22 protein-coding genes and 1 pseudogene are annotated in these 24,121 nt (G+C 51.1%); 11 read left to right on the top strand and 12 right to left on the bottom strand.

Going from position 1 to position 24,121, the window contains the following annotated elements; genetic code table 11:
* The first annotated feature begins 40 nt into the window (after positions 1–40).
* Both fumB and fumC read left to right on the top strand, forming a co-directional pair.
* Positions 41–1,687, top strand: a complete 1,647-nt coding sequence (gene fumB / locus FDX11_RS13415) for a class I fumarate hydratase (RefSeq protein ID WP_137398046.1) — start codon at positions 41–43, stop codon at positions 1,685–1,687.
* A 141-nt stretch (positions 1,688–1,828) separates the two neighbouring features.
* Entirely contained in the window at positions 1,829–3,232 is a 1,404-nt protein-coding gene (fumC, locus tag FDX11_RS13410) for a class II fumarate hydratase (RefSeq protein WP_137370561.1), read from the top strand.
* Here fumC and tus read toward each other — a convergent pair.
* On the bottom strand, positions 3,229–4,158 hold the full coding sequence (gene tus, locus FDX11_RS13405) for a DNA replication terminus site-binding protein (protein ID WP_137398045.1): 930 nt from the start codon (positions 4,156–4,158) through the stop codon (positions 3,229–3,231). The genes fumC and tus overlap by 4 nt on opposite strands.
* Before the next feature lie 74 nt (positions 4,159–4,232).
* Positions 4,233–5,534, bottom strand: a complete 1,302-nt coding sequence (rstB, locus tag FDX11_RS13400; protein ID WP_061381389.1) for a two-component system sensor histidine kinase RstB — start codon at positions 5,532–5,534, stop codon at positions 4,233–4,235.
* Positions 5,535–5,599: 65 nt separating this feature from the next.
* On the opposite strand from rstB, the gene FDX11_RS13395 reads away from it, so the two are divergent.
* The gene (locus FDX11_RS13395) at positions 5,600–5,944 is read left to right on the top strand and encodes a DUF1294 domain-containing protein (protein ID WP_079224315.1); all 345 of its coding nucleotides are present in this window, start codon (positions 5,600–5,602) and stop codon (positions 5,942–5,944) included.
* Between the two features lie 25 nt (positions 5,945–5,969).
* Here FDX11_RS13395 and FDX11_RS13390 read toward each other — a convergent pair whose 3' ends face one another.
* A complete protein-coding gene (locus tag FDX11_RS13390; RefSeq protein WP_137398044.1) occupies positions 5,970–6,761 on the bottom strand; it encodes an MBL fold metallo-hydrolase in 792 nt (263 codons plus the stop codon).
* Between the two features lie 132 nt (positions 6,762–6,893).
* Here FDX11_RS13390 and FDX11_RS25760 point away from each other — a divergent pair.
* A pseudogene (locus tag FDX11_RS25760) lies at positions 6,894–6,983 on the top strand (APH(6) family putative aminoglycoside O-phosphotransferase); the annotation flags it as partial.
* Positions 6,984–7,103: 120 nt separating this feature from the next.
* Positions 7,104–8,132 carry a HoxN/HupN/NixA family nickel/cobalt transporter gene (locus FDX11_RS13380; protein ID WP_137398043.1) on the top strand — a complete coding sequence of 343 codons (1,029 nt, stop codon included), beginning with the start codon at positions 7,104–7,106 and terminating at the stop codon, positions 8,130–8,132.
* An 86-nt stretch (positions 8,133–8,218) separates the two neighbouring features.
* Here FDX11_RS13380 and rstA read toward each other — a convergent pair whose 3' ends face one another.
* On the bottom strand, positions 8,219–8,953 hold the full coding sequence (gene rstA, locus FDX11_RS13375; protein ID WP_162267373.1) for a two-component system response regulator RstA: 735 nt from the start codon (positions 8,951–8,953) through the stop codon (positions 8,219–8,221).
* 126 nt (positions 8,954–9,079) lie between these two features.
* On the opposite strand from rstA, the gene FDX11_RS13370 reads away from it, so the two are divergent.
* Positions 9,080–9,415 carry a GlpM family protein gene (locus tag FDX11_RS13370; RefSeq protein ID WP_032939759.1) on the top strand — a complete coding sequence of 112 codons (336 nt, stop codon included), beginning with the start codon at positions 9,080–9,082 and terminating at the stop codon, positions 9,413–9,415.
* Here the strand turns inward: FDX11_RS13370 and folM are convergent.
* The 3 genes from folM to ydgH all read right to left on the bottom strand — a co-directional run bounded on the left by folM (position 9,412) and on the right by ydgH (position 12,743).
* Positions 9,412–10,134 carry a dihydromonapterin reductase gene (gene folM / locus FDX11_RS13365; RefSeq protein ID WP_042308572.1) on the bottom strand — a complete coding sequence of 241 codons (723 nt, stop codon included), beginning with the start codon at positions 10,132–10,134 and terminating at the stop codon, positions 9,412–9,414. The two genes, FDX11_RS13370 and folM, sit on opposite strands and share 4 nt — an antisense overlap.
* 36 nt (positions 10,135–10,170) lie before the next feature.
* On the bottom strand, positions 10,171–11,553 hold the full coding sequence (locus FDX11_RS13360; RefSeq protein WP_042308571.1) for an amino acid permease: 1,383 nt from the start codon (positions 11,551–11,553) through the stop codon (positions 10,171–10,173).
* Between the two features lie 245 nt (positions 11,554–11,798).
* Positions 11,799–12,743 (bottom strand): DUF1471 family protein YdgH, encoded by a 945-nt coding sequence (gene ydgH / locus FDX11_RS13355; RefSeq protein WP_042308569.1) that lies wholly within the window; start codon positions 12,741–12,743, stop codon positions 11,799–11,801.
* A 525-nt stretch (positions 12,744–13,268) separates the two neighbouring features.
* Here ydgH and pntA point away from each other — a divergent pair.
* Together pntA and pntB are read left to right on the top strand one after the other, a co-directional pair.
* Positions 13,269–14,798: a Re/Si-specific NAD(P)(+) transhydrogenase subunit alpha gene (gene pntA / locus FDX11_RS13350; RefSeq protein ID WP_137398042.1), complete on the top strand. Its 1,530-nt coding sequence runs from the start codon at positions 13,269–13,271 to the stop codon at positions 14,796–14,798.
* A 10-nt stretch (positions 14,799–14,808) separates the two neighbouring features.
* On the top strand, positions 14,809–16,197 hold the full coding sequence (gene pntB / locus FDX11_RS13345) for a Re/Si-specific NAD(P)(+) transhydrogenase subunit beta (RefSeq protein ID WP_038640472.1): 1,389 nt from the start codon (positions 14,809–14,811) through the stop codon (positions 16,195–16,197).
* Between the two features lie 42 nt (positions 16,198–16,239).
* On the opposite strand, the gene FDX11_RS13340 is transcribed toward pntB, so the two are convergent.
* A complete protein-coding gene (locus FDX11_RS13340) occupies positions 16,240–17,091 on the bottom strand; it encodes an aldo/keto reductase (protein ID WP_069324178.1) in 852 nt (283 codons plus the stop codon).
* A 261-nt stretch (positions 17,092–17,352) separates the two neighbouring features.
* On the opposite strand from FDX11_RS13340, the gene FDX11_RS13335 reads away from it, so the two are divergent.
* Positions 17,353–18,549, top strand: coding sequence for a multidrug effflux MFS transporter (locus FDX11_RS13335; protein ID WP_042308565.1), 1,197 nt, complete (start codon positions 17,353–17,355; stop codon positions 18,547–18,549).
* A 30-nt stretch (positions 18,550–18,579) separates the two neighbouring features.
* On the opposite strand, the gene FDX11_RS13330 is transcribed toward FDX11_RS13335, so the two are convergent.
* Positions 18,580–19,614 carry an AI-2E family transporter gene (locus tag FDX11_RS13330; RefSeq protein ID WP_137398041.1) on the bottom strand — a complete coding sequence of 345 codons (1,035 nt, stop codon included), beginning with the start codon at positions 19,612–19,614 and terminating at the stop codon, positions 18,580–18,582.
* Positions 19,615–20,030: 416 nt separating this feature from the next.
* On the opposite strand from FDX11_RS13330, the gene mdtJ reads away from it, so the two are divergent.
* Together mdtJ and mdtI are read left to right on the top strand one after the other, a co-directional pair.
* Complete coding sequence (gene mdtJ / locus FDX11_RS13320; protein ID WP_167371265.1) at positions 20,031–20,396, top strand: multidrug/spermidine efflux SMR transporter subunit MdtJ; 366 nt, start codon at positions 20,031–20,033, stop codon at positions 20,394–20,396.
* Positions 20,383–20,712, top strand: coding sequence for a multidrug/spermidine efflux SMR transporter subunit MdtI (gene mdtI, locus FDX11_RS13315; RefSeq protein WP_038640477.1), 330 nt, complete (start codon positions 20,383–20,385; stop codon positions 20,710–20,712). Before mdtJ ends, mdtI begins: the two co-directional genes overlap by 14 nt.
* A 34-nt stretch (positions 20,713–20,746) precedes the next feature.
* Here mdtI and FDX11_RS13310 read toward each other — a convergent pair whose 3' ends face one another.
* From FDX11_RS13310 to FDX11_RS13300, 3 genes are all read right to left on the bottom strand, one after another.
* Complete coding sequence (locus FDX11_RS13310) at positions 20,747–21,568, bottom strand: serine protease (protein WP_042308558.1); 822 nt, start codon at positions 21,566–21,568, stop codon at positions 20,747–20,749.
* Positions 21,569–21,838: 270 nt separating this feature from the next.
* Positions 21,839–22,216, bottom strand: a complete 378-nt coding sequence (asr, locus tag FDX11_RS13305) for an acid resistance repetitive basic protein Asr (RefSeq protein WP_137398092.1) — start codon at positions 22,214–22,216, stop codon at positions 21,839–21,841.
* A 137-nt stretch (positions 22,217–22,353) separates the two neighbouring features.
* Entirely contained in the window at positions 22,354–23,841 is a 1,488-nt protein-coding gene (locus tag FDX11_RS13300; protein ID WP_137398040.1) for a carboxypeptidase M32, read from the bottom strand.
* Positions 23,842–24,121: the final 280 nt, after the last annotated feature.

The following is a 24,121-nucleotide window of genomic DNA, read 5'->3' as shown; positions in this document are numbered from 1 at the left end:
GCCCAGAGAATAACCAGACCTAGCAGTAAGTGAGAGCACAATGTCAAACAAACCCTTTCATTATCAGCATCCTTTCCCGCTTAAAAAGGATGATACCGAATACTATCTGCTGACCAGCGACTATGTCTCCGTTGCCGAATTCGAAGGGCAGGAGGTTATTAAAGTCGCGCCGCAAGCGCTAACCCTGCTGGCTCGTCAGGCTTTTCATGATGCGTCGTTTATGCTGCGTCCAGCGCATCAGCAACAGGTTGCCGATATCCTGCGTGACCCTGAGGCCAGTGAAAACGACAAATATGTGGCCCTGCAATTCCTGCGCAACTCCGACATCGCGGCGAAAGGTATTTTGCCGACCTGTCAGGATACCGGCACAGCGATAATCGTGGGTAAAAAAGGTCAGCGTGTCTGGACCGGCGGCGGTGATGAAGCGGCACTGGCGCGAGGGATCTATAACACCTACATCGAAGACAACCTGCGCTATTCGCAAAACGCCGCGCTGGATATGTATAAAGAAGTGAACACCGGCACCAACCTGCCAGCGCAGATCGATTTGTATACCGTTGATGGCGATGAATACAAATTCTTATGTATTGCCAAAGGCGGTGGTTCGGCAAACAAAACCTATCTGTACCAGGAAACCAAAGCGCTGCTCACGCCGGGCAAATTAAAAAATTACCTGGTCGAGAAGATGCGTACGCTGGGAACAGCGGCTTGCCCGCCGTATCACATCGCGTTTGTGATTGGTGGAACGTCGGCGGAAGCCACGCTGAAAACTGTCAAGTTGGCTTCGGCGAAATACTACGACGAGCTGCCGACCGAAGGTAACGAGCATGGTCAGGCGTTCCGCGATGTGGAGCTGGAAAAAGAGCTGTTGATAGAAGCGCAGAATTTGGGGCTGGGTGCCCAGTTCGGCGGGAAGTACTTCGCTCATGATATCCGCGTGATCCGTCTGCCGCGTCACGGCGCGTCGTGTCCGGTTGGTATGGGGGTTTCTTGCTCAGCCGATCGAAATATCAAAGCTAAGATCAACCGTGAAGGTATCTGGATCGAAAAACTTGAGCATAATCCGGGTAAATACATACCAGAAGAGCTGCGTCAGGCAGGCGAAGGCGAAGCGGTGCGCGTTGACCTCAATCGCCCGATGAAAGAGATCCTGGCTCAGTTGTCGCAATATCCGGTGTCCACGCGTCTGTCGCTCAACGGAACCATTATTGTTGGCCGTGATATTGCGCATGCGAAACTGAAAGAACGTCTGGATAACGGCGAAAGTTTGCCGCAGTATGTTAAAGATCACCCGATCTATTACGCCGGCCCGGCAAAAACGCCCGAAGGCTATGCCTCAGGCTCGCTAGGCCCAACCACTGCCGGGCGTATGGACTCGTATGTTGACCAGCTTCAGGCCGCGGGTGGGAGCATGATCATGCTGGCGAAAGGCAACCGTAGCCAGCAGGTGACCGACGCCTGTCATAAGCATGGCGGCTTCTATTTAGGCAGTATTGGCGGCCCCGCAGCGGTGCTTGCCCAGGGCAGTATCAAGAGTCTGGAATGCGTGGAATATCCTGAACTGGGGATGGAAGCCATCTGGAAAATTGAAGTGGAAGATTTCCCGGCGTTTATCCTGGTGGATGACAAAGGTAATGATTTCTTCAAGCAAATTCAGACGTCGCAGTGCGCACGCTGCGTTAAGTAACGTCAGCCGCCCTTCGGGGCGGTTTTTTTTACCGCACGAACCACCAAACGACAGATTTATCCTCGTTAATACTGATAAGACCAATGCAAGTGGGCAATGTCGAAACATAACCTAATCAATTGTTAATGTAAGGAGCAGGTAATGGTAACGGTACGCCGCGAGAATGATTCAATGGGCGCAATTGATGTTCCTGCCGATAGGCTTTGGGGCGCGCAAACCCAACGGTCGCTGGAGCATTTTCGTATCTCTACGGAGAAAATGCCGGTCTCGCTGATCCACGCGCTGGCGCTGACGAAACGGGCGGCAGCAAAGGTTAATTTAGATCTCGGGCTGCTGGCGGAGGATAAAGCCACCGCGATTATGCAGGCCGCAGATGAGGTATTGGCGGATAAACATCGCGATGAGTTTCCGTTGGCCATTTGGCAGACGGGCTCCGGCACACAAAGCAATATGAATATGAACGAGGTGCTGGCAAACCGTGCCAGCGAATTGCTGGGCGGCGTGCGGGGAATGGAGCGAAAAATTCACCCCAACGATGATGTTAATAAAAGCCAAAGCTCGAATGATGTCTTTCCGACTGCGATGCATGTTGCCGCGCTGTTGGCGCTACGCAAATCACTGATCCCGCAATTAACGGTGTTGACCAAAACGCTCAGTGATAAATCCCACGCTTTTGCTGATATCGTCAAAATTGGCCGGACGCATCTGCAAGATGCAACCCCGCTTACGCTTGGCCAGGAGATTTCCGGCTGGGTCGCAATGCTCGAACATAACCTCAGACACATTGAAAACAGTTTACCTCATGTGGCGGAACTTGCGCTGGGGGGAACCGCGGTGGGAACTGGGCTGAACACCCATCCGGAATATGCTCGTCGGGTTGCGGATGAACTGCGGGTAATTACCTGCGCGCCGTTTGTTACCGCACCGAATAAATTTGAAGCACTGGCGACCTGCGATGCGTTGGTTCACGCGCATGGCGCGCTGAAAGGGCTGGCGGCATCGCTGATGAAAATCGCCAACGATGTACGCTGGCTGGCATCCGGTCCGCGCTGTGGTATTGGTGAAATTTCAATTCCTGAAAACGAACCGGGTAGCTCCATTATGCCGGGTAAGGTCAATCCGACTCAGTGTGAGGCGCTGACTATGCTGTGCTGCCAGGTGATGGGCAATGATGTTGCCATTAATATGGGCGGGGCGTCAGGTAACTTTGAGCTTAACGTGTATCGACCGATGGTCATCCACAACTTCCTGCAATCAGTGCGTCTGCTGGCGGACGGGATGGAAAGCTTTAACGAGCACTGCGCGACGGGAATTGAACCCAATCGTGAGCGAATCGACCAGTTACTCAACGAGTCGCTGATGCTGGTTACCGCACTTAATACCCATATTGGTTATGACAAAGCCGCCGAGATAGCCAAAAAAGCGCATAAGGAAGGGCTGACGTTAAAAGCATCTGCCCTTGCGCTGGGATATTTAACCGAAGCGGAGTTCGACAGTTGGGTACGACCAGAACTGATGGTTGGCAGCATGCGACCGGGCAGTTAATCAGCAACGTACAGGTACAGTCGGGGAATAATCAATCTCAACGGCTGCGCCTGAGGTTTAAAACGATGCTGAACATTGTCGGCATCGTAATTCAGTAACTCGCCGATATCGGGTACTGTCATGCCGTTGTCGTTGTTGATTAGCGCAATCAATGGCGTCGGGCAGGCGTATTGCACCTGTTTTTGTTCTCCTTTGTACCACACGCGAGCGATGGGCTGCACTTTTACCGGTCTTTTAATCTTCAGTTTTGCCTGCTGTGGCAGAGCTGCAATGTCCTGATATTCCCGCTCCAGCTTTGCCTGCCACTCTTCACGCGTCCAGGGATGTACGCTGCGCGGCGACGTCAGACTCTTTTCCAGTTGCTGTAGGACTTCATCGCGCATCAGGTTTTTAATGATGTGCTTGTTAGCCCACCCAAAGCGCAGGGTGGCGGGTTCTTTCACCAGCGTGAGGGTACGGTAGGCATTCAGCGTAATCAGTCCCGGCAGATGGCGATGCACCCATTCGAAACGTGCCGCCGGCGCCAGTTCCGATTCCACAGTGACAATGCGCTCAAACGTCGTTTTCAACTGGTTAATACGCTGAATTTGTTCTTCCAGAACGCTCTGCGCCGCGTTATCCACCTGATAGCACAACACGCCAGGAAGACGGACGGCCGCTTTGCTGCTGCGGTTCTCGGATTGCTGCTGAATAAACAGATGGCGATAGTGACGCAGTGCCAGTGATTCAGCTTCTTTGCCTAAATGTTGTTTTACATCGATGCTCTGCAAAGGGGCATGTTCTGCCTCCTTGGCGACTTCTGGTAACGAGAACACGCGCGCAATCAGCAGCGTCTGCTGCAACAAATTTTCGCTCAGAAGCGCCAGTTCCTGTTCCATCTGGCGGAAGGTGCTGTTCAGACGGTCAACGAGATCGTAACGGGCCATGTGTTTTACCATTTTAGTTACAACATACTTTTTTATAGCACAACATCTGCCGCCTGACCACCGAGCGGTATGGGTCAGGCAGTGGGAAATTCAGGAATGTTATGCCAGACGGGCCAACTGAAAGAAAAACGGGCCCCGCCCAGTTCACTTTCATCGCAAACGACCGTACCGCCCATAGCCAATGCGATCGAGTGGACGATGGCTAACCCAAGCCCGCAACCACCGGTCGCCCGGTCACGACTAGGATCGAGGCGTACAAATGGCTCAAAAACTTGTTCGCGCGCCGCAGGTGCGATACCAGGGCCGTCGTCTTCCACGATCAGCGTTGCCTGATTACCGTCCAGCCGCAGACTGGCTTGTACTGTCGACTGGCAATAGCGCAGGGCGTTATTCAGTAGATTATCCAGCACGCGCTCCATCAGGCGCATGTCCAGCGCACCGTAGTCGCCAATCTGAAGATGGCGAAGGCGCACAGCATGGTCAGGATTGACGCTTTGCACATCCTCAAGATGGGTTGTCAGCCAAAGGGGCAGGTCGGGTACGCTGAGCTTCAATTCATTTTGGGGGCGATCCAGCCGGGCGTAGGTCAGTAATTCTTCGATCAACGCTTCTAACTGGCCGATATCACGATTCAGTGCCTGAGATTCTTGCTCGGTGAGATTCTCACTCATCTCCAGTCGGTAACGTAAGCGTACCAGTGGAGTCCGAAGCTCATGGGCAATACCATCGATAAGCTGTTTTTTACTGGCGATCAGCGCATTGATATTGTCCGCCATCTGGTTAAACGCCACACCAAGACGCTCAAAACTGGAACCGTTATCAAAATGGAGGCGTTCACCCAGATGTCCTTCACCAAAACGTTGTGCTGCAGCTTCCAGTCGGAGCATTTCCTGCCAGTGGGGGCGCATCCAGATAAGCACCGGGAAGGCCAGTGAAATGGCAATGAACGCCATCAGCGCGACGTCCAGCAAGCGCATTTGATGCAGAAAATAGAGATAGGGAACCGGGCCAACGGCCAGCACGTAATGGCTGCGCGGGATTCGTTGAATAAAAGTGTACTGATCGTCAAGTGCGACAATATCGCCTTCGCGCAGGCGCTGCATGGTTGGGGCGTCCAGCGTGTATTTATTCAGCGGTTCAACGCGCAGATCAAAAGAGAGGTTCAAATCCATCTCCTTTAGCGTCTTACCCCAGTCACGTGGTGGGATCTCGCGCAGCTCACTGCGCATCAGGTACAACGAGCTTTTCATTAAATCGTCGAGCGACTGCCTGCCCGCGCGTTCTGCGGTGAATTTATATACCAGGCCGACCAACAGGGTCATCACCAGAAAGCAGACAAACAGCAGGAGATAAAACTGTACAAACAGCTTCTTCATATAAAATCACCGAATACGCAATATAATGCGTACTGATACTCTCAAAATTGTTGTGATATAAAAATATGAATTTCAATCGTTGTTGTTATTTGCTACTCATTTTCGCAGCAACAGGCTGTATTTTCACCGCACATCCCTGGGTTATGTGGCTCATACTTGCCAATATACTAACGATGGCGCTATACGGCGTGGACAAAATGGCCGCGCGTAAGGCCTGGCGCAGGGTGCCTGAGTCTACATTGCTGATGTTTGGTGTTGTTGGCGGGTGGGGTGGTGCGATAGCGGGTCAACAAATTTTCCGCCATAAAACACAAAAGCAACCATTCAAAACCTATTTTATTATCAGTGTGATAGTCAGTCTCTCGCTGATGGGGGCGGTTTATCAGTTCTATCCATTTTCATCTTCCTGAATGAGGGGGAGAGTAAACGGCCCGATTATCTAAGGCAGGAGATATACTTTTCGCCTGAACGGCGTACGATTTCATCGGCATTGTCCGTAATATCTTTTCCCTCAAATGCACCGTAGAGTTGTTTAAATTTCACCATACTCAGGCGGTAGGTGATGTCGCTGACCGTTGCGGCTGGCAGCGGCAGCATATTGGGGTAACTCCACATAAAGGAGACGGCGTGCGCCCCTGGTGTGACCTGAACGATGTCGCCGGAAAGCACCAGGCCTTCATTTCGTGCCCAGTGCAGAACACAGCCGCCGGAAAAATGTCCCCCAAGTCGTATCACACTGACGTTTCGGGCCAGTTCAAGGGTGTCGCCTTGCCAAAATTTAATCCACGGGCTGTCGCGCATTACCCACTCGCTATCACTGGCATGGAGGTAAATTGGGGCATTAAATTCCGCAGCCCAGTCCTGCATGGTGGTGTAGTAGTGAGGGTGTGATATCGCAATAGCCTTAAGCCCGCCCAGAGACGTTATTAGCATTTTCGTGGCATCGTCGAGCGTAGCAATACAGTCCCACAAAATATTACCCTCGGGAGTGAGCAGAATAAACGCGCGCTGATTAATCGCAAAATCAGGAACGGTGCGGATGCTGAGTAGAGCGCTGTCGTGTTGTTGCCACTTATTTGCATGTGAAGCGCAAAGGGCGGCAAAATCGATCCATTTCTGTCCTGTTGTGGGGACATACTGGCGCTCATCATTACAGATAGCGCAATGTTGTGGATGAGAATCCGTTTTCTCATAGGATGTCCCACAGGCTTTGCATAAAACGATCATCGCGTCTTCCTCATTTAACAACCACAATCAGCATGGCACATAGAGACATAAGAATGTACCCGTTAGTGCTCTGGTCTATAATCTTCCCCTGATTGCATCAATGCTGATTCTTGATTTCGAAATTAAAGTCGGTTTCTGCAGGAGGGAGACTGCGCGGCTATACCCCTGCGCATCGCGGAGTTAGCGATGGCGGAACTCGCACCAGGTGGTAATCAACTTTGATCTAAGACACTGGGTTGGTAATTCTTAAGAGTTATCATTAGCCTGATAAACGTTTTGTTAATTAATCAGTGAACGGCGGTGTGGTGTGTTGTTTAGCGCAAATTTGACTGGCTGGAAACAATGAACGCATTGTTTTCAATATTAAAAAAACGCCCAAATATTATTTCATTGATGGTTTTACTCATCGGGGCAAACATTGTGGCGTGGCTGTGGGCTTTCACCGCGTTTAGCAACAACACGTCGTTACTGGCGCTGAGTCTAATCGCGTGGTGCTATGGTTTGCGTCATGCCGTGGATGCCGACCATATCGCCGCGATAGACAGTGCGACGCGTAAACTCATGCAACAGAAAAAACGCGCCCTGACGACGGGAGCCTGGTTTTCACTTGGTCACTCTACCATTGTGGTGCTGGCAAGCATTGGCATTGCGTTGACCACCAGAGTATTTAAGCAGCATATGGCATGGTTTCAGAATGTCGGCGGTCTTATCGGTACCACGGTCTCAGCCGCATTTCTGCTGATTCTGGCTGCCATTAATCTCATTATTTTCTGCCATGTCTGGAAGGCTTTTCGCCATCTTAAACGCACCGGTACTTACGCTGGCAACACGGAAGAGATTGCTGTTACAGGTCCATTGAACTGGATTTTTCGCTCAGCTTTCCGCCTGGTAGGTAAAGACTGGCATATGTATTTTGTCGGTTTTTTGTTTGGCCTGGGTTTTGATACCGCCACTGAAATTTCTCTTCTGGGTATTTCCGCTTCAAGCGCGTCCAGTGGCATGTCGGTCTGGTCAATATTAGTTTTCCCGGCGCTGTTTACCTGCGGTATGGCGCTGATTGATTGCCTCGACAGCATCCTGATGGTTGAGGCCTACGGATGGGCGTTTAATAAGCCGCAGCGCAAGCTTTATTACAATATGACAATCACCGGAACCTCGGTGATTGTTGCGCTATTTATCGGTGGACTGGAGGCGCTCGGACTGCTGTCTGATGCCTTTTCACTCCAGGGGGGATTGTGGGACACCGTCAGCAATTTGAGCGACCACATGGGGAATGTCGGCTTCGTGATTATTGGCGTCTTCATCGGCTGCTGGATTATTTCCGCAGTGAATTACCGTTGGAAAAAATACGACGGACTGACGTTCAGTTGAGTTACAAGCTAAAACCGATTAATAAATTATTGTGACGCTGTCACGTTTATAGGGCCGTATAATAAGCGAGATACGGCCCGATGGGTTTACTTGTCAGATTCATCGTCCCAGGCGTGCGGTGCGAACAGGTAACCTTTGTTGCGTACCGTTTTGATTCGATAGGGTTCTATGGCGTTATCGAGCAGTTTTTTACGTAACCGGGAAATCGCCACATCGACGCTGCGATCCATACCGTCATAGCTTACACCGCGCAGGTTCTTCAGCAACGCATCGCGGTCCATAATCTGCCCGGCATGGGTTGCCAGCTCCCACAATAATTCAAAATCGGCAGTGGAAAGAGAGACTTGCTTGCCGCCGAGTAGCACGGAGCGGTTGGTTGGGTCGATAGTGAGTGTACCAAAGCGTAGCGTGGTATGCGGTGTGATGGTCGTTGCCTGAATACCTTTAGACTGGGCTGAATGTTCGCTCTGACGCAAATGCAGGCGTAGCCGTGCAAGCAGAACGGCCGGAGGTGTTGTTTTAAGGATGTAGTCGCAGGCACCCATTTCCAGCGCCAGGATATGGTTCATGTCGCTGTCCAGAGAGGTCAGCAGGACAATCGGACCCTGCCAGCGTCCACGTAAATCGCGGCAGATTGTCATCCCGTCTTTGCCCGGCAGCATGATATCTAGTAACACCAGATCGGGTCGAACTTGCAGGATTTTCTCCTCAGCCAAATCACCACGAGGTTCAAGGATAACCTCAATGTCATGCCGGGCCAGATAGGCGGCAATCAGCGAGCCAACTTCGGGATCATCTTCAACAAATACGATGGTGTTCATATCATTCATTTTGAATATAAAACGCCAACATACACCGCCCTCGTTTTTCCTTCCATTAATCTTTTCTAAACAAGAACGCTTCCGTTATGCTAGGGGCTGATGTTATTGATGTGTTAAGGCAGGGTGATGGGACTCGTTATCAAAGCGGCGCTGGGTGCGCTGGTGGTCGTATTGATTGGTTTGCTCGCTAAAACAAAGAATTACTATATTGCTGGATTAATCCCGCTGTTCCCGACATTCGCGTTGATTGCCCATTATATCGTGGCCAGTGAACGTGGGATCGAGGCGTTGCGTACCACCATTGTATTCAGCATGTGGTCAATTATTCCCTATTTTGTCTACCTCGTTTCGCTGTGGTATTTCACTGGATTTATGCGCTTACCCGTCGCGCTCGGCGGGTCAGTGGTGTGCTGGAGCCTGAGCGCGTGGTTGCTGATTTTTTGTTGGATAAAACTGCATTAACGCAGATGACGCCCGCCATCAAGGGCAAAACTACGTCCTGTGACAAAGCAACTGGTCAAGAGATAGTCGATTAAATCAATGACTTCTTTTTCACCGGGCGCCGTTTTCATCAATGATTTATTCAGAGCCTGCTGGCGATATTCAGCATCGTCACTCTCGTTGAACAGGATCAGCGAGGGGGCAATTGCATTCACTTTGACTTCTGGTGCCAGTTTGCGGGCGAATGAGCGAGTCATATTGTCCAGCGCCGCTTTACTGGCAGCATAAGCAATGTGCTTGTCGCTGCCACGCTCTACAACATAATCCGTAAAATGGATAATATCGCTGGCTGCATGTCCGTGACCGCGTAACAACTCTTCCAGGGCGTGGTTGAGTAAGTAGGGCGTATTGACATGAATTTGCATCATGGCCGACAGCACTTCGGTTAGCGGCGCGCCCGGCTTTTCTGCCACCCAGGCACTGGCATTATGCACAATGGCGCGCAAACCGTTCGTCTGTCTTTTAACCTCATCGGCAAAGGCTAACACGCCTTTATCGGTAGAAAAGTCAGCCTGGATACACAACGCGCCAGCTTCGCATAAGCCATCAATGGCCGGGTAATGTGTCCGGTAGCTGACAATAACTGGCTGTTTTTGATTGAGAAAATGCCATGCGACGGCGAGGCCGATGCGACGACCTCCTCCAGTGATAAGAATCGGCAAAGGGGGCTTTTTACCCATCGTAATCTCCAGGTTTCGCAAACGATGGGGATAGCGTTACCCCACCAACATCCAGGTCGCCGGAACTGCAGCAATAAGCAGCAGGCCGATCAGCGCCATCTCCTGACGTTTTAATACATTTTCATGCGCGTGTGTTTTACGGGCATAAAGGAAAACCAGTAGTCCTGGCGCATACAGCACCACAGACAGCAGCAGGTGCATCGGACCTGACGCATACAATAACCATATGCCATAAATGCTCGCACCGACACCAACTGCTTTATGCAACGGACGGGTAGCTATTTTCAGCAAAAATGCGCCGACCAGCAAATAGGGCACCAGAATCATCTCTGAGGCAATGGTCAGTAACGTATTGTAGTCGGAACCTGTGAGCCAGATCAGCACCAGACAGATTTGGACGCAGATATTGGTCAGCCACAACGACGCAGATGGCGCACCCTGCGCATTCTGACGCGCGAAAATCCGTGGGAACGCTTTGTGGGTAGAGGCGAGGAACGGTACTTCCGCCGCCATAATCGTCCAGCTTAAATAGGCTCCGCAAACGGAGACAATCAGGCCCGCGGCGATAATAATTTCGCCCCATGGTCCCATCATTTTAACCATCAGACCGGCCATTGATGGGTTGCGGATTTCTGCCAGTTCGGGACGCGCAACAACACCCAGTGACAGCAGGGTGACCAACAGATAAACGCCCAGCGCGGCAAGCACCGCCAGCAGCGTGGCGCGTCCGACATCGCGTTTGTTTCGTGCGCGGGCGGAAACCACCACTGCGCCTTCCACACCGATGAATACCCACAGGGTAATGAGCATAGTGTTTTTGACCTGCTCCCAGACGGGGACGCCTAACGCGACGCCGGTAAAATCCAGACTGAAAGTATCGAGTTTAAACAGCATGAACGCCAGCACGATAAACAGGCCAAGCGGCAGCAATTTGGCCAGGGTCGCAACCAGGTTAATGCTGGCTGCGGTTTGCACCCCACGCAGCACCAGAAAATGGACGATCCACAGCAGCGTTGATGCGCCAACAATAGCCTGCCAGGTATTACCATCGCCAAAAAGGCGTAATTCCGGCGTGTCGGTAAAGAAGCTGAGCGCAGAGAAGACGATAACCAGATACGAAACGTTAGCGATAACGGCGCACAGCCAGTATCCCCATGCAGAGCAGAAGCCAATCAGTTCCCCGAAACCTTCGCGCGCGTAGGTAAAAATTCCACCGTCCAGATCAGGTCGGATACGCGTCAGGATCAGCATGGCAAAGGCGAGCAGCAGAATACCCGCACCGGTAATCGCCCAACCAATCAGTAATGCAGCCGGGCTGGCAACCGCCGCCATATTTTGTGGCAGGCTGAAAACACCAGCGCCGAGCATTGAGCTTAGAACCAGCGCGGTCAGTGCGCTCAGACCCAATTTCTTTTCCATTTGTATCCAGTTACTAAAACGAGAGTGAGAGAATAATTATTTTGGCAAACCGCATAAAAATGGTGAAAGCCACTAAGGCGCGGGATTTTACGGAGAGAAGAGAACGCATGCAATGGGGATAGAGAGATTTGTGACTAATAGTGTGAAAAGTTGTCTTAATATTCGTGTTTTTGTTCGGACTGAGGATTTAACGAGGAAAAATTATCAGGTCTACAAGAGCTGTAGACCTGATAGAGCATAGGACATTACTTATACAGGTCAGCGCTAATGGTCATGTTGTTACCACGTTCTGACCACTGGCGAGTAATGTGATAATACTTCGCGCCTTTCTTCGCTGCGCGCTTGGCAACCTGATAAGAGACTTCGGTCATATTACCGTAGTTACCGGTGAACTTGATGCTGTCGAACGGAACCATCATTGCAGCAGTCGCTTTGTTCAGCTCTTCAACTTTCGTTCCATCCGGAAGCGTGACGGTGTAACGTCCACCTTTGGTGGATTGCGTTTCGAAGAAGCGACCAACTTCAGCACTCGGAGATGCGGTAGTCGCAACGCCCGGGATCTCAACTTTCTTCGCAGCTTCACCGCCTGCAGCTAACGCGGCGCGACCGGCATCAGAATCAGCCGGAATTGCATCAGGGCTTTGTACTACGCGTTTTTTCGCATCCGCTTTATAGATGAATGCGGTAATACGCTGGTTACCACCCTGGTTGGCATCGACCTGGCGAACGATATAGAAGGAGTAAGCCCCTTTCTCTTTTGCCGCTTTGGTGATGGCATCATTCACTTCAGGCTGGCTGCGGTAGAAGCCCTGTACCGTAACGGTATCGTAAGGTTCTATCAGAACGGCCTGATCTTTAGGTAACTCCATCACACCGTTAATGATACGGTTTTTGGATGCTTCCGCTTTTTCAGCGTCGGCTTTATAGATGTCGGCTACAACGCGCCAGTTACCGCCGCTGCCAAAATCTGAGGTATCAACAACATAAAAAGAGGCTGCACCGTCTTTATCTGCACGACGTGATACGGCATTCACCGCGTCGCCGATCGCATTAAAACGACCGGTAACCACAATGCGGTCATAGGGTTTCAGGGCAGCAGCTTGCTCCGGCGTCAATTCTGTCGCTGCATTTACAGAAAAAGCAGTCGCAGAAATAAGTGCGGACGCCAGGAGAGTGTTCTTAAGCTTCATAAAAATAATCCTTCGCCTTGCGCAAACCAGGTACTGGTATTGTTATTGACTAGAAACGTCGCTGATTATTGCATTTAAATTGTGTCAGTGTCTGCGTCATTTTTCACTCATCGTGCCACAGGGTGTAACAGTGTCGATAACATTTTGTGATATGTCCAAAAATTCGGCGTTTGGAGGCTAAAACTGATAAAACAGTTGAATTTCATAAGTTAATTTAATGTTAATCAATTGTTCTCTGGTGGCGCTTAATCATGTTTTGCCGCTTCGCTTGAGCGAATTATCAGCCATTGCGGGCTATTTAAAGGGCATTATCCCTGTCTGCGGGCGAATTCATCCCTGTTTTGCGAATTTCATAATAAATACTGTTTTTTGGCGCTAGATCACAGGCTCCATTTTCAGTAGGTTATACAGAGTTTGTTACTGTTTTATTTTATTGAGGTAACACTGACCTCTTTCGAGAGTGCGCGCATGCCTCGTGCGAACATTGATAAACCATCATCATAAATACAGATGGAAGGGAACATTATGCGAATTGGCATACCAAAAGAACGGTTAACCAATGAAACCCGTGTCGCAGCTACGCCGAAAACGGTTGAGCAGCTGCTGACGCTGGGTTTTAGCGTCGCGGTTGAAAGCGGCGCAGGTCAACTGGCGAGTTTTGACGATAACGCGTTTGTGCAGGCAGGCGCAGAAATTGTGGACGGGAATGCTGTCTGGCAGTCAGAGATTATTCTGAAGGTCAATGCGCCGGAAGAGGCGGAAATTCCGTTGCTGAATCCGGGCACGACGTTGGTGAGTTTTCTTTGGCCCGCGCAAAACCCGGAGCTGCTGCAAAAGCTTGCAGAGCGCAATGTGACGGTGATGGCGATGGACTCCGTGCCGCGTATTTCGCGTGCGCAGTCGCTTGATGCCTTAAGCTCGATGGCGAATATTGCCGGCTATCGCGCCATTGTTGAAGCCGCACATGAATTTGGCCGTTTCTTTACCGGACAGATCACCGCCGCGGGCAAGGTTCCACCTGCCAAGGTCATGGTGATTGGTGCTGGTGTGGCGGGGCTGGCAGCGATCGGGGCGGCAAACAGCCTGGGCGCTATCGTCCGCGCGTTTGATACCCGTCCGGAAGTGAAAGAACAAGTTCAGAGTATGGGCGCTGAATTTCTCGAACTGGACTTTAAAGAAGAGGCGGGCAGCGGCGACGGCTACGCTAAGGTGATGTCCGAAGCATTCATCAAAGCCGAGATGGCGCTTTTCGCCGCTCAGGCGAAAGATGTCGACATTATCGTTACAACGGCATTGATCCCGGGCAAACCAGCGCCGAAACTGATCACCCGCGAAATGGTTGATTCGATGAAAGCGGGGAGTGTAATTGTCGATCTCGCCGCGCAAAATGGCGGTAACTGCGAATATACCGTGCCAAACCAGGTGACTACCACTGCGAACGGTGTGAAGGTTATCGGTTATACCGATTTGCCTGGTCGTCTGCCGACGCAGTCTTCCCAGTTGTACGGTACCAACCTCGTCAACCTGCTCAAACTGTTGTGCAAAGAGAAAGACGGCAACATTACCGTTGATTTTGACGACGTGGTGGTGCGTGGCGTGACGGTGGTTCGCGAGGGTGAAATCACCTGGCCTGCGCCACCGATTCAGGTTTCAGCTCAGCCGCAGGCTGCGCCAAAAGTGGCTCCTGCGCCGAAAGAAGAGAAAAAACCTGTTTCACCATGGCGTAAATATGCGCTGATGGCGCTGGTAGTCATTTTGTTTGGCTGGCTTGCCGACGTCGCCCCGAAAGAGTTCCTCGGTCACTTTACGGTGTTCGCGCTTTCCTGCGTGGTGGGTTACTACGTGGTCTGGAATGTGTCGCACGCGTTGCATACTCCGCTGATGTCCGTCACCAACGCCATCTCCGGGATCATTGTTGTCGGTGCGTTGTTACAAATTGGCCAGGGTGGCTGGGTGAGTTTCCTGAGCTTTATCGCGGTGCTTATTGCCAGCATTAATATTTTCGGTGGCTTCACCGTGACTCAGCGCATGCTGAAAATGTTCCGGAAAAACTAAGGGGTAACATATGTCTGGAGGATTAGTTACAGCTGCATACATTGTTGCCGCGATCCTGTTTATTTTCAGCCTGGCGGGACTTTCCAAACACGAAACCTCGCAGCAGGGTAACAACTACGGTATCGCCGGGATGGCGATTGCGCTGATTGCGACGATTTTTGGCCCGGATACCGGCAATGTTGCCTGGATCCTGGTGGCGATGATCATCGGCGGCGCGATTGGTATCCGCCTGGCGAAAAAAGTCGAGATGACCGAGATGCCGGAGTTGGTGGCGATTCTGCACAGCTTCGTTGGTCTGGCGGCGGTACTGGTGGGCTTTAACAGCTACTTGTATCACGATACGGGCCTGGAACCGATTCTGGTGAACATTCACCTGACGGAAGTGTTCCTCGGTATCTTCATCGGTGCGGTGACCTTTACCGGTTCCGTGGTGGCCTTTGGCAAACTGCGCGGCAAGATCTCCTCTAAACCGCTAATGCTGCCAAATCGTCACAAGATGAATCTCGCGGCGCTGGTCGTTTCCTTCTTGCTGTTGGTGGTGTTTGTTCGTACTGAAAGCGTTGGCCTGCAGGTTCTGGCGCTGCTGGTGATGACCATCATCGCGCTGGCCTTTGGCTGGCATCTGGTGGCGTCCATCGGTGGGGCAGACATGCCGGTAGTCGTTTCAATGCTCAACTCCTATTCAGGTTGGGCGGCGGCAGCGGCAGGCTTTATGCTCAGCAACGATCTGCTGATCGTTACCGGTGCGCTGGTAGGTTCGAGCGGTGCGATCCTGTCTTACATTATGTGTAAGGCAATGAACCGTTCGTTCATTAGCGTTATTGCGGGCGGCTTCGGTTCTGATGGCTCATCTACGGGTTCTGATGAAGAAGTGGGTGAACACCGGGAGATTAATGCAGAAGACACAGCAGAAATGCTGAAGAACTCGCACTCCGTGATCATCACTCCGGGCTACGGTATGGCGGTGGCTCAGGCGCAATATCCGGTGGCGGAAATCACTGAAAAGCTGCGTGCCCGCGGCATCAAAGTGCGTTTCGGGATCCACCCGGTAGCAGGACGTTTGCCGGGTCATATGAACGTGCTGCTGGCGGAAGCCAAAGTGCCATATGACATCGTGCTGGAAATGGATGAAATCAATGATGATTTCGCTGACACCGATACCGTACTGGTTATTGGCGCCAACGATACGGTAAACCCGGCGGCGCAGGATGACCCACGCAGCCCGATCGCCGGTATGCCAGTGCTGGAAGTGTGGAAAGCGCAGAACGTTATCGTGTTTAAACGTTCAATGAACACCGGCTATGCTGGCGTACAAAACCCGCTGTTCTTTAAAGAAAACACCCATATGCTGTTTGGCGATGCCAAGGCCAGCGTGGATGCGATTCTGAAGGCGCTGTAATCGTTAGCCAAAAGTAAGACGGCCTCTGCGGAGGCCGTTTTTTTAAACGTCCAGCTTCCGCTGGGTGATCCATTCCACTCGAGCCGGATCTCGATGCGAGAAAAACGCGCTGCTTCCGCTGTCCATGGCGGCAATTTGCGTCATTTCTTCCGGGGTTAAGCTAAAATCCAGCACCTGAATATTTTCGGTCATACGCGTTTTACGCACGGTTTTCGCCAGTGAAATAATTCCGCGCTGATAAATCCAGCGCAGCACGATCTGACCAATGCTTTTGCCGTATTTTTCCCCAATAGCCGCTAAAACCGGGTTCTGAAACAGGTCATTACGCCCCTCGGCGAACGGTGCCCAGGCTTGTGGTTGAATGTTTCTGCTCTGCATCCAGGCAACCGCATGTGGCTGTTGATGGAATGGGTTTACCTCAATCTGGTTTACGGCAGGAATCACGCGATTGAAGGCCATTAAATCAGCCAGTCGATCCGGATGAAAATTACTCACGCCAATCGCACGGATTTTTCCTTCCTCATATAACTCCTCCATAGCGCGCCAGGCACCATGTACATCTCCATAGGGCTGATGGATTAAATAAAGATCAATATAATCAAGCTGAAGGCGTTGCAGGGACCGAGTAAATTGCGCTTTTGCGCCGGAATAGCTTGCATCTTGTAACCACAATTTGGTGGTCACGAAAAGCTCATTACGTGGCACACTGCTTTGCTTGAGTGCGTTCCCTACTTGAGTTTCATTCAGATATGAGGCAGCGGTATCAATCAGGCGATAACCTGAATCAATGGCATCCCGTACGGCTTGCTCGCATTCGGCGGCATCGGTCATTTGATAAACGCCAAAACCAAGCAAGGGCATCTCAACACCGTTATTTAGTACTTTTGTATTCATGGGATTCTCCTGAGCATTCATCTTTGTATTGACCGCAGATTAGCAATTTTCTGTTGGTACTATTAGTCTGTGAATCCAGCATGGACCTATGAGTTAAATTCATTTCTGGATAGCAAATACTGGCGTTGAATCACAATATCTGCCGCTAACGTTGCCATTATTCATGATTATGGTTCATAAACTTATGCCGTTTTAGCCCTCTAATCACCGCAATACGTCGCATATATACTGCGGTCTGTTTCTTCAACATGACAGAGCGCTATGCGTAAAAATGAACAGGCATCGCCGGTGGCTACAGCAAGCCACACCGGCCTTAGTTTTATTCTGATCCTCAGTGGCCTGATGGCCTTTACCTCACTTTCTACCGATATTTATCTTCCGGCAATGCCGACAATGGCCACGGATTTACATGGCAATGTAGAACTTACGATCACCGGATTTTTGGTAGGTTTTACTATCGCACAGCTGATTTGGGGACCGATCAGCGATCATCTGGGCAGGCGTAAACCGCTGTTTATTGGCATGGTGCTTTTTATCATCGGGTCTGCAGGATGTGCGTTGTCTACAAGCATCACGCAGATTGTTTTCTGGCGGGTATTTCAGGCCCTTGGCGCCTGTACTGGGCCTATGTTGGCCCGGGCAATGATCCGCGATCTCTTTGCGCGTACCCGTGCGGCGCAAATGCTCTCGACGCTGGTGCTGATAATGGCGATTGCGCCGATAGCTGGGCCATTGATTGGCGGGCAAATTATTCGCCTGAGCACCTGGCACGCAGTTTTTTGGCTGCTGGTGCTGATTGGCGCGCTAATGTGTGTCTCTTTATGTTGGCTACCAGAAACACTACCTGAAGCAAAACGGGTGAAAGCTTCTCTGACGGGCGCATTTCGTAATTACCGTTCCCTGTTATCTAATGGGCGTTTTATGCGCTACACCCTGAGCCTGACGTTTTATTACGTCGGCGCGTATGCGTTTATTACCGGATCGCCATTTGTTTATATTAGCTATTACCATGTTGATCCTCAGCATTATGGCTGGCTGTTTGCGCTAAATATTGTCGGCGTCATGGCGATGAGCGTGTTAAACCGTAGGCTGGTGCAACGGCATCCCCTGGAGCAACTGTTGAAATATGCGACGATGCTGGCGGCGCTGGCTGCGGTTGCGCTTGCCCTGTTGGTTAAGCTGGAGTCCGGGGGAATTGTGGCCATTATCATTACCATATTCCTGTTGTTCTCAATGAACGGCATTATTGCGGCCACCTCAACGGCCGCAGCGCTGGATGCGGTACCGAACATCGCTGGTTCAGCCTCCGCGCTGATTGGCGCATTACAGTACGGTAGCGGGATCATCTCATCATTACTGCTGGCCGCTTTCAGTGACGGCACGCCATGGACCATGGCGTGGATAATTGCGTTATTTACGTTGTTGAGTGCCACCCTGGCGCTACGTGCTAAACGATAAACGAAAGCCCCGCGCAGGCGGGGCGACAGTTTACGCTTTGTTGAGATCGCTAAGCAGAACGGCAATGCTTTGCCCGCCGTTGGTTTGCTCAAGCGCAATTTTGACGATGATGGTCAGCGGGACAGAAAGCAGCATCCCCACAGGACCCAGCAACCAGCCCCAGAAGATCAACGACAGAAACACCACCAGCGTGGACAGCCCAAGCCCATGTCCCATAATCCGCGGTTCGAGGATATTCCCGAACACCAGGTTAATGACCAGATAACCTGCCAGCACCACCAGGGCGTCGTAAAAACCGCTAAATGCCAGCACCTGAGCAATAGGGGGGATGGCTGCCAGTACGGAACCGATATTAGGAATATAGTTAAGGGCAAAGGCCAGCAATCCCCAGACAAAGGCAAAGCGCACGTCGAGGGCGGCGAGCATGCCCCAGGCGACCAGACCGGTCACAATGCTGATTGCCGTTTTTAGTACCAGATAGTGGGATACGCTGTCGATGGCGCGTTGAATTGCCGCCATTCCCTCAATGGGCCGACTCATCATTTGTTTTAGTTTATTGGGCAGTTGCGGGACTTCCAACAGCATAAAAACCACCGTCAGCAGCAGTAAAAATATCGATGACATGGCATTAGACAGCTGCGTCAGTAAATTAGTGACCAGCGTCATAGCCGCGTTCGGATCAATGTATTTGACGAGCTCATCTACCGAAACGCCGATCCCTGCGCGCTGTAGCCACGGCTCGAGATTTTTCAGCGGGATAACCAGTGAAGAACGGTATTGCGGTAGCGTCCGCGCAAGCTCATTTAAGGATGTACCTAAGTAGGCTAATAGTAGCACCATTAGCATCACAATAATGACGATCAGCAATGACACTGCGAATACGCGCGGTATACGCAGTTTCACCATCCGTTGCACCACTGGGTTCAGCACAACGGCGATAAATAATGCCAGAATAAAGGGCACGATGATATCTGCGGCAAAGCGGATGCCGCTCAGTATGATAACCAGCATGCCCAGCATAATGACTATTTTTAACCCGTTAAGCGTGATGATCGGTTTCGCCATGTGTATTCCTGCGTTTTTAATTTTTGAATCTGAATAATAATGTGATTTGCGTCGAGCCGTTATAACAAAAATCAAACGGGGCTGGTAAAGAAGTGAAAAGGCTTTGAGTTCGTAATGAACCTATGATACAAATCATCTGTGTTTAACTACCGAGGACAATTATCATCCGCGATGATGAGAAGCAACACTGCGGATAATTGTAATATTATGGACAATATGTTCAGGATGTTTTTGCTTTTACCTACACTTCTTCGTACCTCTTCCACTTTCCTGCTTGCGGGTGAGCAACACTGGCGCAACGCGCTTTAGTCCTTTCTTCTGCCTGAGCTGGCGCTGTGCGCTGAGCTAACTGATTTTATTTTTTGGTTTACTGCATGCAGTAGGCCCAAAGGACTATATTCTCAAGCAGGAGAAGCATCATGTTTTACTGGATATTATTAGGTCTGGCCATCGCGGCTGAAATTACCGGTACGCTGTCAATGAAATGGGCGAGCGTGGGACATGGTAATGCGGGCTTTATTTTAATGCTGGTAATGATCGCCTTATCGTATATTTTTCTCAGTTTTGCCGTTAAAAAAATTGCCCTCGGCGTAGCTTATGCCTTATGGGAAGGTATCGGTATTTTATTTATTACGCTGTTTAGCGTGCTGTTATTTGACGAAACCTTGTCCACGATGAAGGTGGCTGGTCTGGTCTCGCTGGTGGTAGGTATCGTGCTGATTAAATCCGGTACACGAAAACCTGCAAAAGCGGGCAGAGAGGTGACCCATGCAGCAGTTTGAATGGGTACACGGCGCGTGGCTTGGCATGGCCATCGTTCTGGAAATCGTGGCTAACGTCTTTTTGAAGTTTTCTGATGGTTTTCGCCGCAAGGCTTATGGCGTGCTGTCGCTGGCTGCAGTGTTAGCGGCTTTTAGTGCGCTGTCGCAGGCGGTAAAAGGCATCGATCTCTCCGTCGCCTATGCCTTATGGGGCGGATTCGGGATTGCCGCGACGTTAGCCGCAGGCTGGGTGCTGTTTGGTCAGCGTCTGAACAATAAAGGCTGGATCGGCGTGGCATTGCTGTTGGCCGGAATGATCATGATAAAACTAGCCTGATAAAAGTGCTGCCCGTTAATGCGGGCAGCATGTGTTATCCCTTGGCGAGCGCTTCCAGTTTGTCGCGAAATCCGGTCACGGAAATCGCGCGGTTATCTGCCCGCCAGCGATCTTTCGCCGCCGGAGCGGAGCTTTGTACGCCAATCAATTGCCAGCCGGAATCCGTCTTCAGCATCAATGGCGACCCACTGTCGCCCGGGAGCGTATCGCACTGATGTGACAAAACGGTATTTTGCGCCCAGCCGGTTACCACGCAATCCTGATGTGTGTACAAATCGTCAAGATGATCTTCCGGATAGCCCGACTGCGTGACTTGACGATCCGCGGTTTTCAGCGCCGCGGTTAACGCCGCTTTATCACCTTCAAATAATGGCAGCGGTGTGATTCCGGAAGGTGGATAACGTAACACCACCAGACCAAAATCCCATGGGGCGGCGGAGGGGGGCACAATCCAGCCATCACCATCGGCTTTTAAACGTTTGCCGAGGGAAGGATCAACCCGGCCTTCAATTCCGTGGATTTCATAACGCCAGATACCCTTTTTCGACACGAAGCGTAACGCCACGGCCTTATCAGGTTTTCCTTTTGGCGGCGTAAGTAAGCAGTGTCCGGCAGTCAGAGCCAGATGGGGTGAAATGAGCGTAGCGGTACACAGATTACCGCTGGCGGTTTCCAGTTGTCCGATAGCGTCCCATGGTGATTGCGTTGGGTCAGTCACCTTAATGCGATCGTCATGTCCAAAAAACAGCGTTTTTATATTTTCTGCTTCAGCGCTGGACGTTGCTGGCTGTTCCGCATGCGCAACGACAGGAGTTAAAAAAATTGAACCCAGTAACACAGCAATGGTTTTATGCATATCACACTCTGGTGGGGAATTATGATTTTTAACAGCAAACCCTCAGTTAATACTATAGACGGGACGGCGGGAAAGTGGGAGTAAAATCAGATAACTACACTCAGGAAAGATAAAAATGCATGGCGATGAGGGCACAAATAATCAGGGCCGTAAGAATGAACTCAAAGCGGTAATGTGACACCATTTTACCCTCCGAAAGGCGGCGCCAAATCTGGATGATTTAGCGCCGTATGCTACGGCGTGGGGGGCGCCATAGTGACTACAGGTGTGTTATGCAGCAGGCTGAGCGGCTGGTTTCGCGGAGTCGTGTTTTACGGTTTTTTTGGTGTGTTTTTTAGCGGCCTGAGCTTTTTGTTCTGCAGCAGGTTTGGTTGCTGCTTTTTTGGTGTGCTTTTTCGCCGCCTGAGCTTTTTGTTCTGCAGCAGGTTTGGTTGCTGCTTTTTTGGTGTGTTTTTTAGCAGCCTGAGCTTTCTGTTCTGGCGCTTTCTGCGTCGCAGTTTTGTGCTGTTTTTTATGATGCGTGGTTTTCGCCGGGGCCGCTTTCGTCGTTGCAGCAGTTGGTGCGGTGGTAGCAGTTGTTTCAGCAGCAAATGCAGCAGAAGACAGACCCATAGCAGCGGCAACAACCAGAGCTAATACTTTTTTCATTCTCATACCCTCGATTTGGTTTTTCATTCAACCCCACTGCGGGGCCGTTGAAATAACTATATCGCTGTAATTACTGGGCTTCCGTGAGTCATTGGTATCGGCGTGTAACGATATGTACAATGACTCACGGTAGGAGATTACAAATAACGGGCTTCCAGGTGAGCGCGGAAATAGCGGCTGCTGAGCGGCTCTCCGGTGGCCTGGGTAATGAGTTGTTCCGTGGTAAAACGACTGCCATGCTGCCAGATATTCTGGCGTAGCCAGTCAAAGAGGGCGCTAAACTCTCCTTGCGCAATGTGCTGGTTCAGATCGGGCAATGCGCGGTGAGCTGCGCTGAACAATTGCGCCGCATACATCGCGCCTAAAGTGTAAGACGGGAAGTAGCCAAAGCCGCCGTCGGTCCAGTGAATATCCTGCATACAGCCATTGCGATAATCCCCCACAGTTGACAGTCCAAGCCAGGCCTGCATCTTCTCATTCCACAATGCCGGAATGTCATCCACTTCAATGTCGCCGTTAATTAATGCTCGCTCGATTTCATAACGCAGGATCACGTGAGCCGGATAGCTCACTTCGTCGGCGTCAACGCGGATAAAACCGGGTTTTACCTGCTGGTTCCAGGCGATAAAATTGCTCTCTTCAAACGCAGCCTGATCGCCAAAATGACGCGTCACCGCCGGAATGAGTCGCGTCAGGAATGCTTTACTGCGCCCCAATTGCATCTCAAAGAACAGACTTTGCGACTCATGAATGGCTGTTGAGCGTGCCAGAGCGATAGGTTGTCCAGACCAGTTACGCGGCAGGTTTTGCTCATAGCGGGCATGACCGGTTTCATGAATCACGCCAAACAGCGCGCTGAGGAGTTCATTTTCGTCATAGCGGGTAGTAATGCGCACATCTTCCGGTACGCCGCCACAGAAGGGGTGTGCGCTGATATCCAGTCGGCCAGCCGTAAAGTCGAATCCTAACTGCGTCATCGTTTCCAGACCCAACTCTCGCTGGACAGCCTTCGGGAAGGGGCCAACCGGGGCGATAAGCGTTTGCTGAGACTGTTTTGCCACTGCCCTGGTGAGTAGATCGGGCAGCCAGTTTTTCACGTCCGCAAACAGGACATCCAGTTGGGCGCTGGTCATTCCTGGTTCAAAGATGTCCAGTAGCGCGTCATAAGGTGAACAGCCTTTAGCGTCTGCACGCAGTCGGGCTTCTTCGCGGCTGTACTTCACGACTTCTTTCAGGTTCTCGGAGAATCCTTCCCAATCGTTCGCGGGTCTCTGGCTGCGCCAGGCATGCTCACAGCGACTGCCCGCCAGCGACTTTGCTTCTACCAGTGATTCAGGCAGCAGGGATGCCTGGTGATGCAGTCGCGACATTTCGCGCAAATTCGCTTGCTCAACATCGTTAAGATCTTCCTGTTTTGCTGCGGCGATCCACGTGGCTACCTTCGGGTCGGTTAACAGCTGATGTTCAAGCACGCTTAGTTCAGCCAACGCTTCGCCGCGGGCTTTACTGCCGCCCGGCGGCATCATGGTGAACATGTCCCAACTGGCGATAGCCGAAAGGTGAGAGAAGCGAGAGAGGCGCTGGAACGTGCGGGTGAGTGCCTGATAAGAAAGGTTTTTCTGCATAGTTCTTCTTCTCGTTAGTTGGGTATGTTTCAAGGAGTTTACCGTGATTCATACACGATTCATGCACCCATCTTAGCCACTCTCAGAAAGATGGCTACCTCTGGAGGAAAAAACTTAACAATCGAACATTGTCGGTAAGTCTTAGGACTCGACTACCAGAGATTGCAAAATTTAGAGCACAAAAGTTGACCATTCAGTATGTAAGAATCAAAGAGCTTTCTCTTCCATTTGAGAGCTTAAGAAACGTCCTTAATGAATCGCCACAGATAATCTAGACACT

Source organism: Citrobacter sp. wls714, from assembly GCF_005281025.1.
GTDB lineage: Bacteria > Pseudomonadota > Gammaproteobacteria > Enterobacterales > Enterobacteriaceae > Citrobacter > Citrobacter werkmanii.
This window is presented reverse-complemented; position numbering and strand designations above follow the sequence as displayed.

Bases quoted from the DNA above. Each gene is read 5' to 3' on its own strand.
- tus (WP_137398045.1), bottom strand. From the start codon at position 4,158: ATGGCCCGTTACGATCTCGTTGACCGTCTGAACAGCACCTTCCGCCAG.
- FDX11_RS13360 (WP_042308571.1), bottom strand. From the start codon at position 11,553: ATGGAAAAGAAATTGGGTCTGAGCGCACTGACCGCGCTGGTTCTAAGC.
- pntB (WP_038640472.1), top strand. From the start codon at position 14,809: ATGTCTGGAGGATTAGTTACAGCTGCATACATTGTTGCCGCGATCCTG.
- FDX11_RS13335 (WP_042308565.1), top strand. From the start codon at position 17,353: ATGCGTAAAAATGAACAGGCATCGCCGGTGGCTACAGCAAGCCACACC.
- folM (WP_042308572.1), bottom strand. From the start codon at position 10,134: ATGGGTAAAAAGCCCCCTTTGCCGATTCTTATCACTGGAGGAGGTCGT.
- FDX11_RS13340 (WP_069324178.1), bottom strand. From the start codon at position 17,091: ATGAATACAAAAGTACTAAATAACGGTGTTGAGATGCCCTTGCTTGGT.
- fumB (WP_137398046.1), top strand. From the start codon at position 41: ATGTCAAACAAACCCTTTCATTATCAGCATCCTTTCCCGCTTAAAAAG.
- rstA (WP_162267373.1), bottom strand. From the start codon at position 8,953: ATGAACACCATCGTATTTGTTGAAGATGATCCCGAAGTTGGCTCGCTG.
- FDX11_RS13300 (WP_137398040.1), bottom strand. From the start codon at position 23,841: ATGCAGAAAAACCTTTCTTATCAGGCACTCACCCGCACGTTCCAGCGC.
- FDX11_RS13310 (WP_042308558.1), bottom strand. From the start codon at position 21,568: ATGCATAAAACCATTGCTGTGTTACTGGGTTCAATTTTTTTAACTCCT.
- fumC (WP_137370561.1), top strand. From the start codon at position 1,829: ATGGTAACGGTACGCCGCGAGAATGATTCAATGGGCGCAATTGATGTT.
- ydgH (WP_042308569.1), bottom strand. From the start codon at position 12,743: ATGAAGCTTAAGAACACTCTCCTGGCGTCCGCACTTATTTCTGCGACT.
- FDX11_RS13395 (WP_079224315.1), top strand. From the start codon at position 5,600: ATGAATTTCAATCGTTGTTGTTATTTGCTACTCATTTTCGCAGCAACA.
- mdtI (WP_038640477.1), top strand. From the start codon at position 20,383: ATGCAGCAGTTTGAATGGGTACACGGCGCGTGGCTTGGCATGGCCATC.
- rstB (WP_061381389.1), bottom strand. From the start codon at position 5,534: ATGAAGAAGCTGTTTGTACAGTTTTATCTCCTGCTGTTTGTCTGCTTT.
- FDX11_RS13370 (WP_032939759.1), top strand. From the start codon at position 9,080: ATGGGACTCGTTATCAAAGCGGCGCTGGGTGCGCTGGTGGTCGTATTG.
- FDX11_RS13330 (WP_137398041.1), bottom strand. From the start codon at position 19,614: ATGGCGAAACCGATCATCACGCTTAACGGGTTAAAAATAGTCATTATG.
- asr (WP_137398092.1), bottom strand. From the start codon at position 22,216: ATGAAAAAAGTATTAGCTCTGGTTGTTGCCGCTGCTATGGGTCTGTCT.
- FDX11_RS13390 (WP_137398044.1), bottom strand. From the start codon at position 6,761: ATGATCGTTTTATGCAAAGCCTGTGGGACATCCTATGAGAAAACGGAT.
- FDX11_RS13380 (WP_137398043.1), top strand. From the start codon at position 7,104: ATGAACGCATTGTTTTCAATATTAAAAAAACGCCCAAATATTATTTCA.
- pntA (WP_137398042.1), top strand. From the start codon at position 13,269: ATGCGAATTGGCATACCAAAAGAACGGTTAACCAATGAAACCCGTGTC.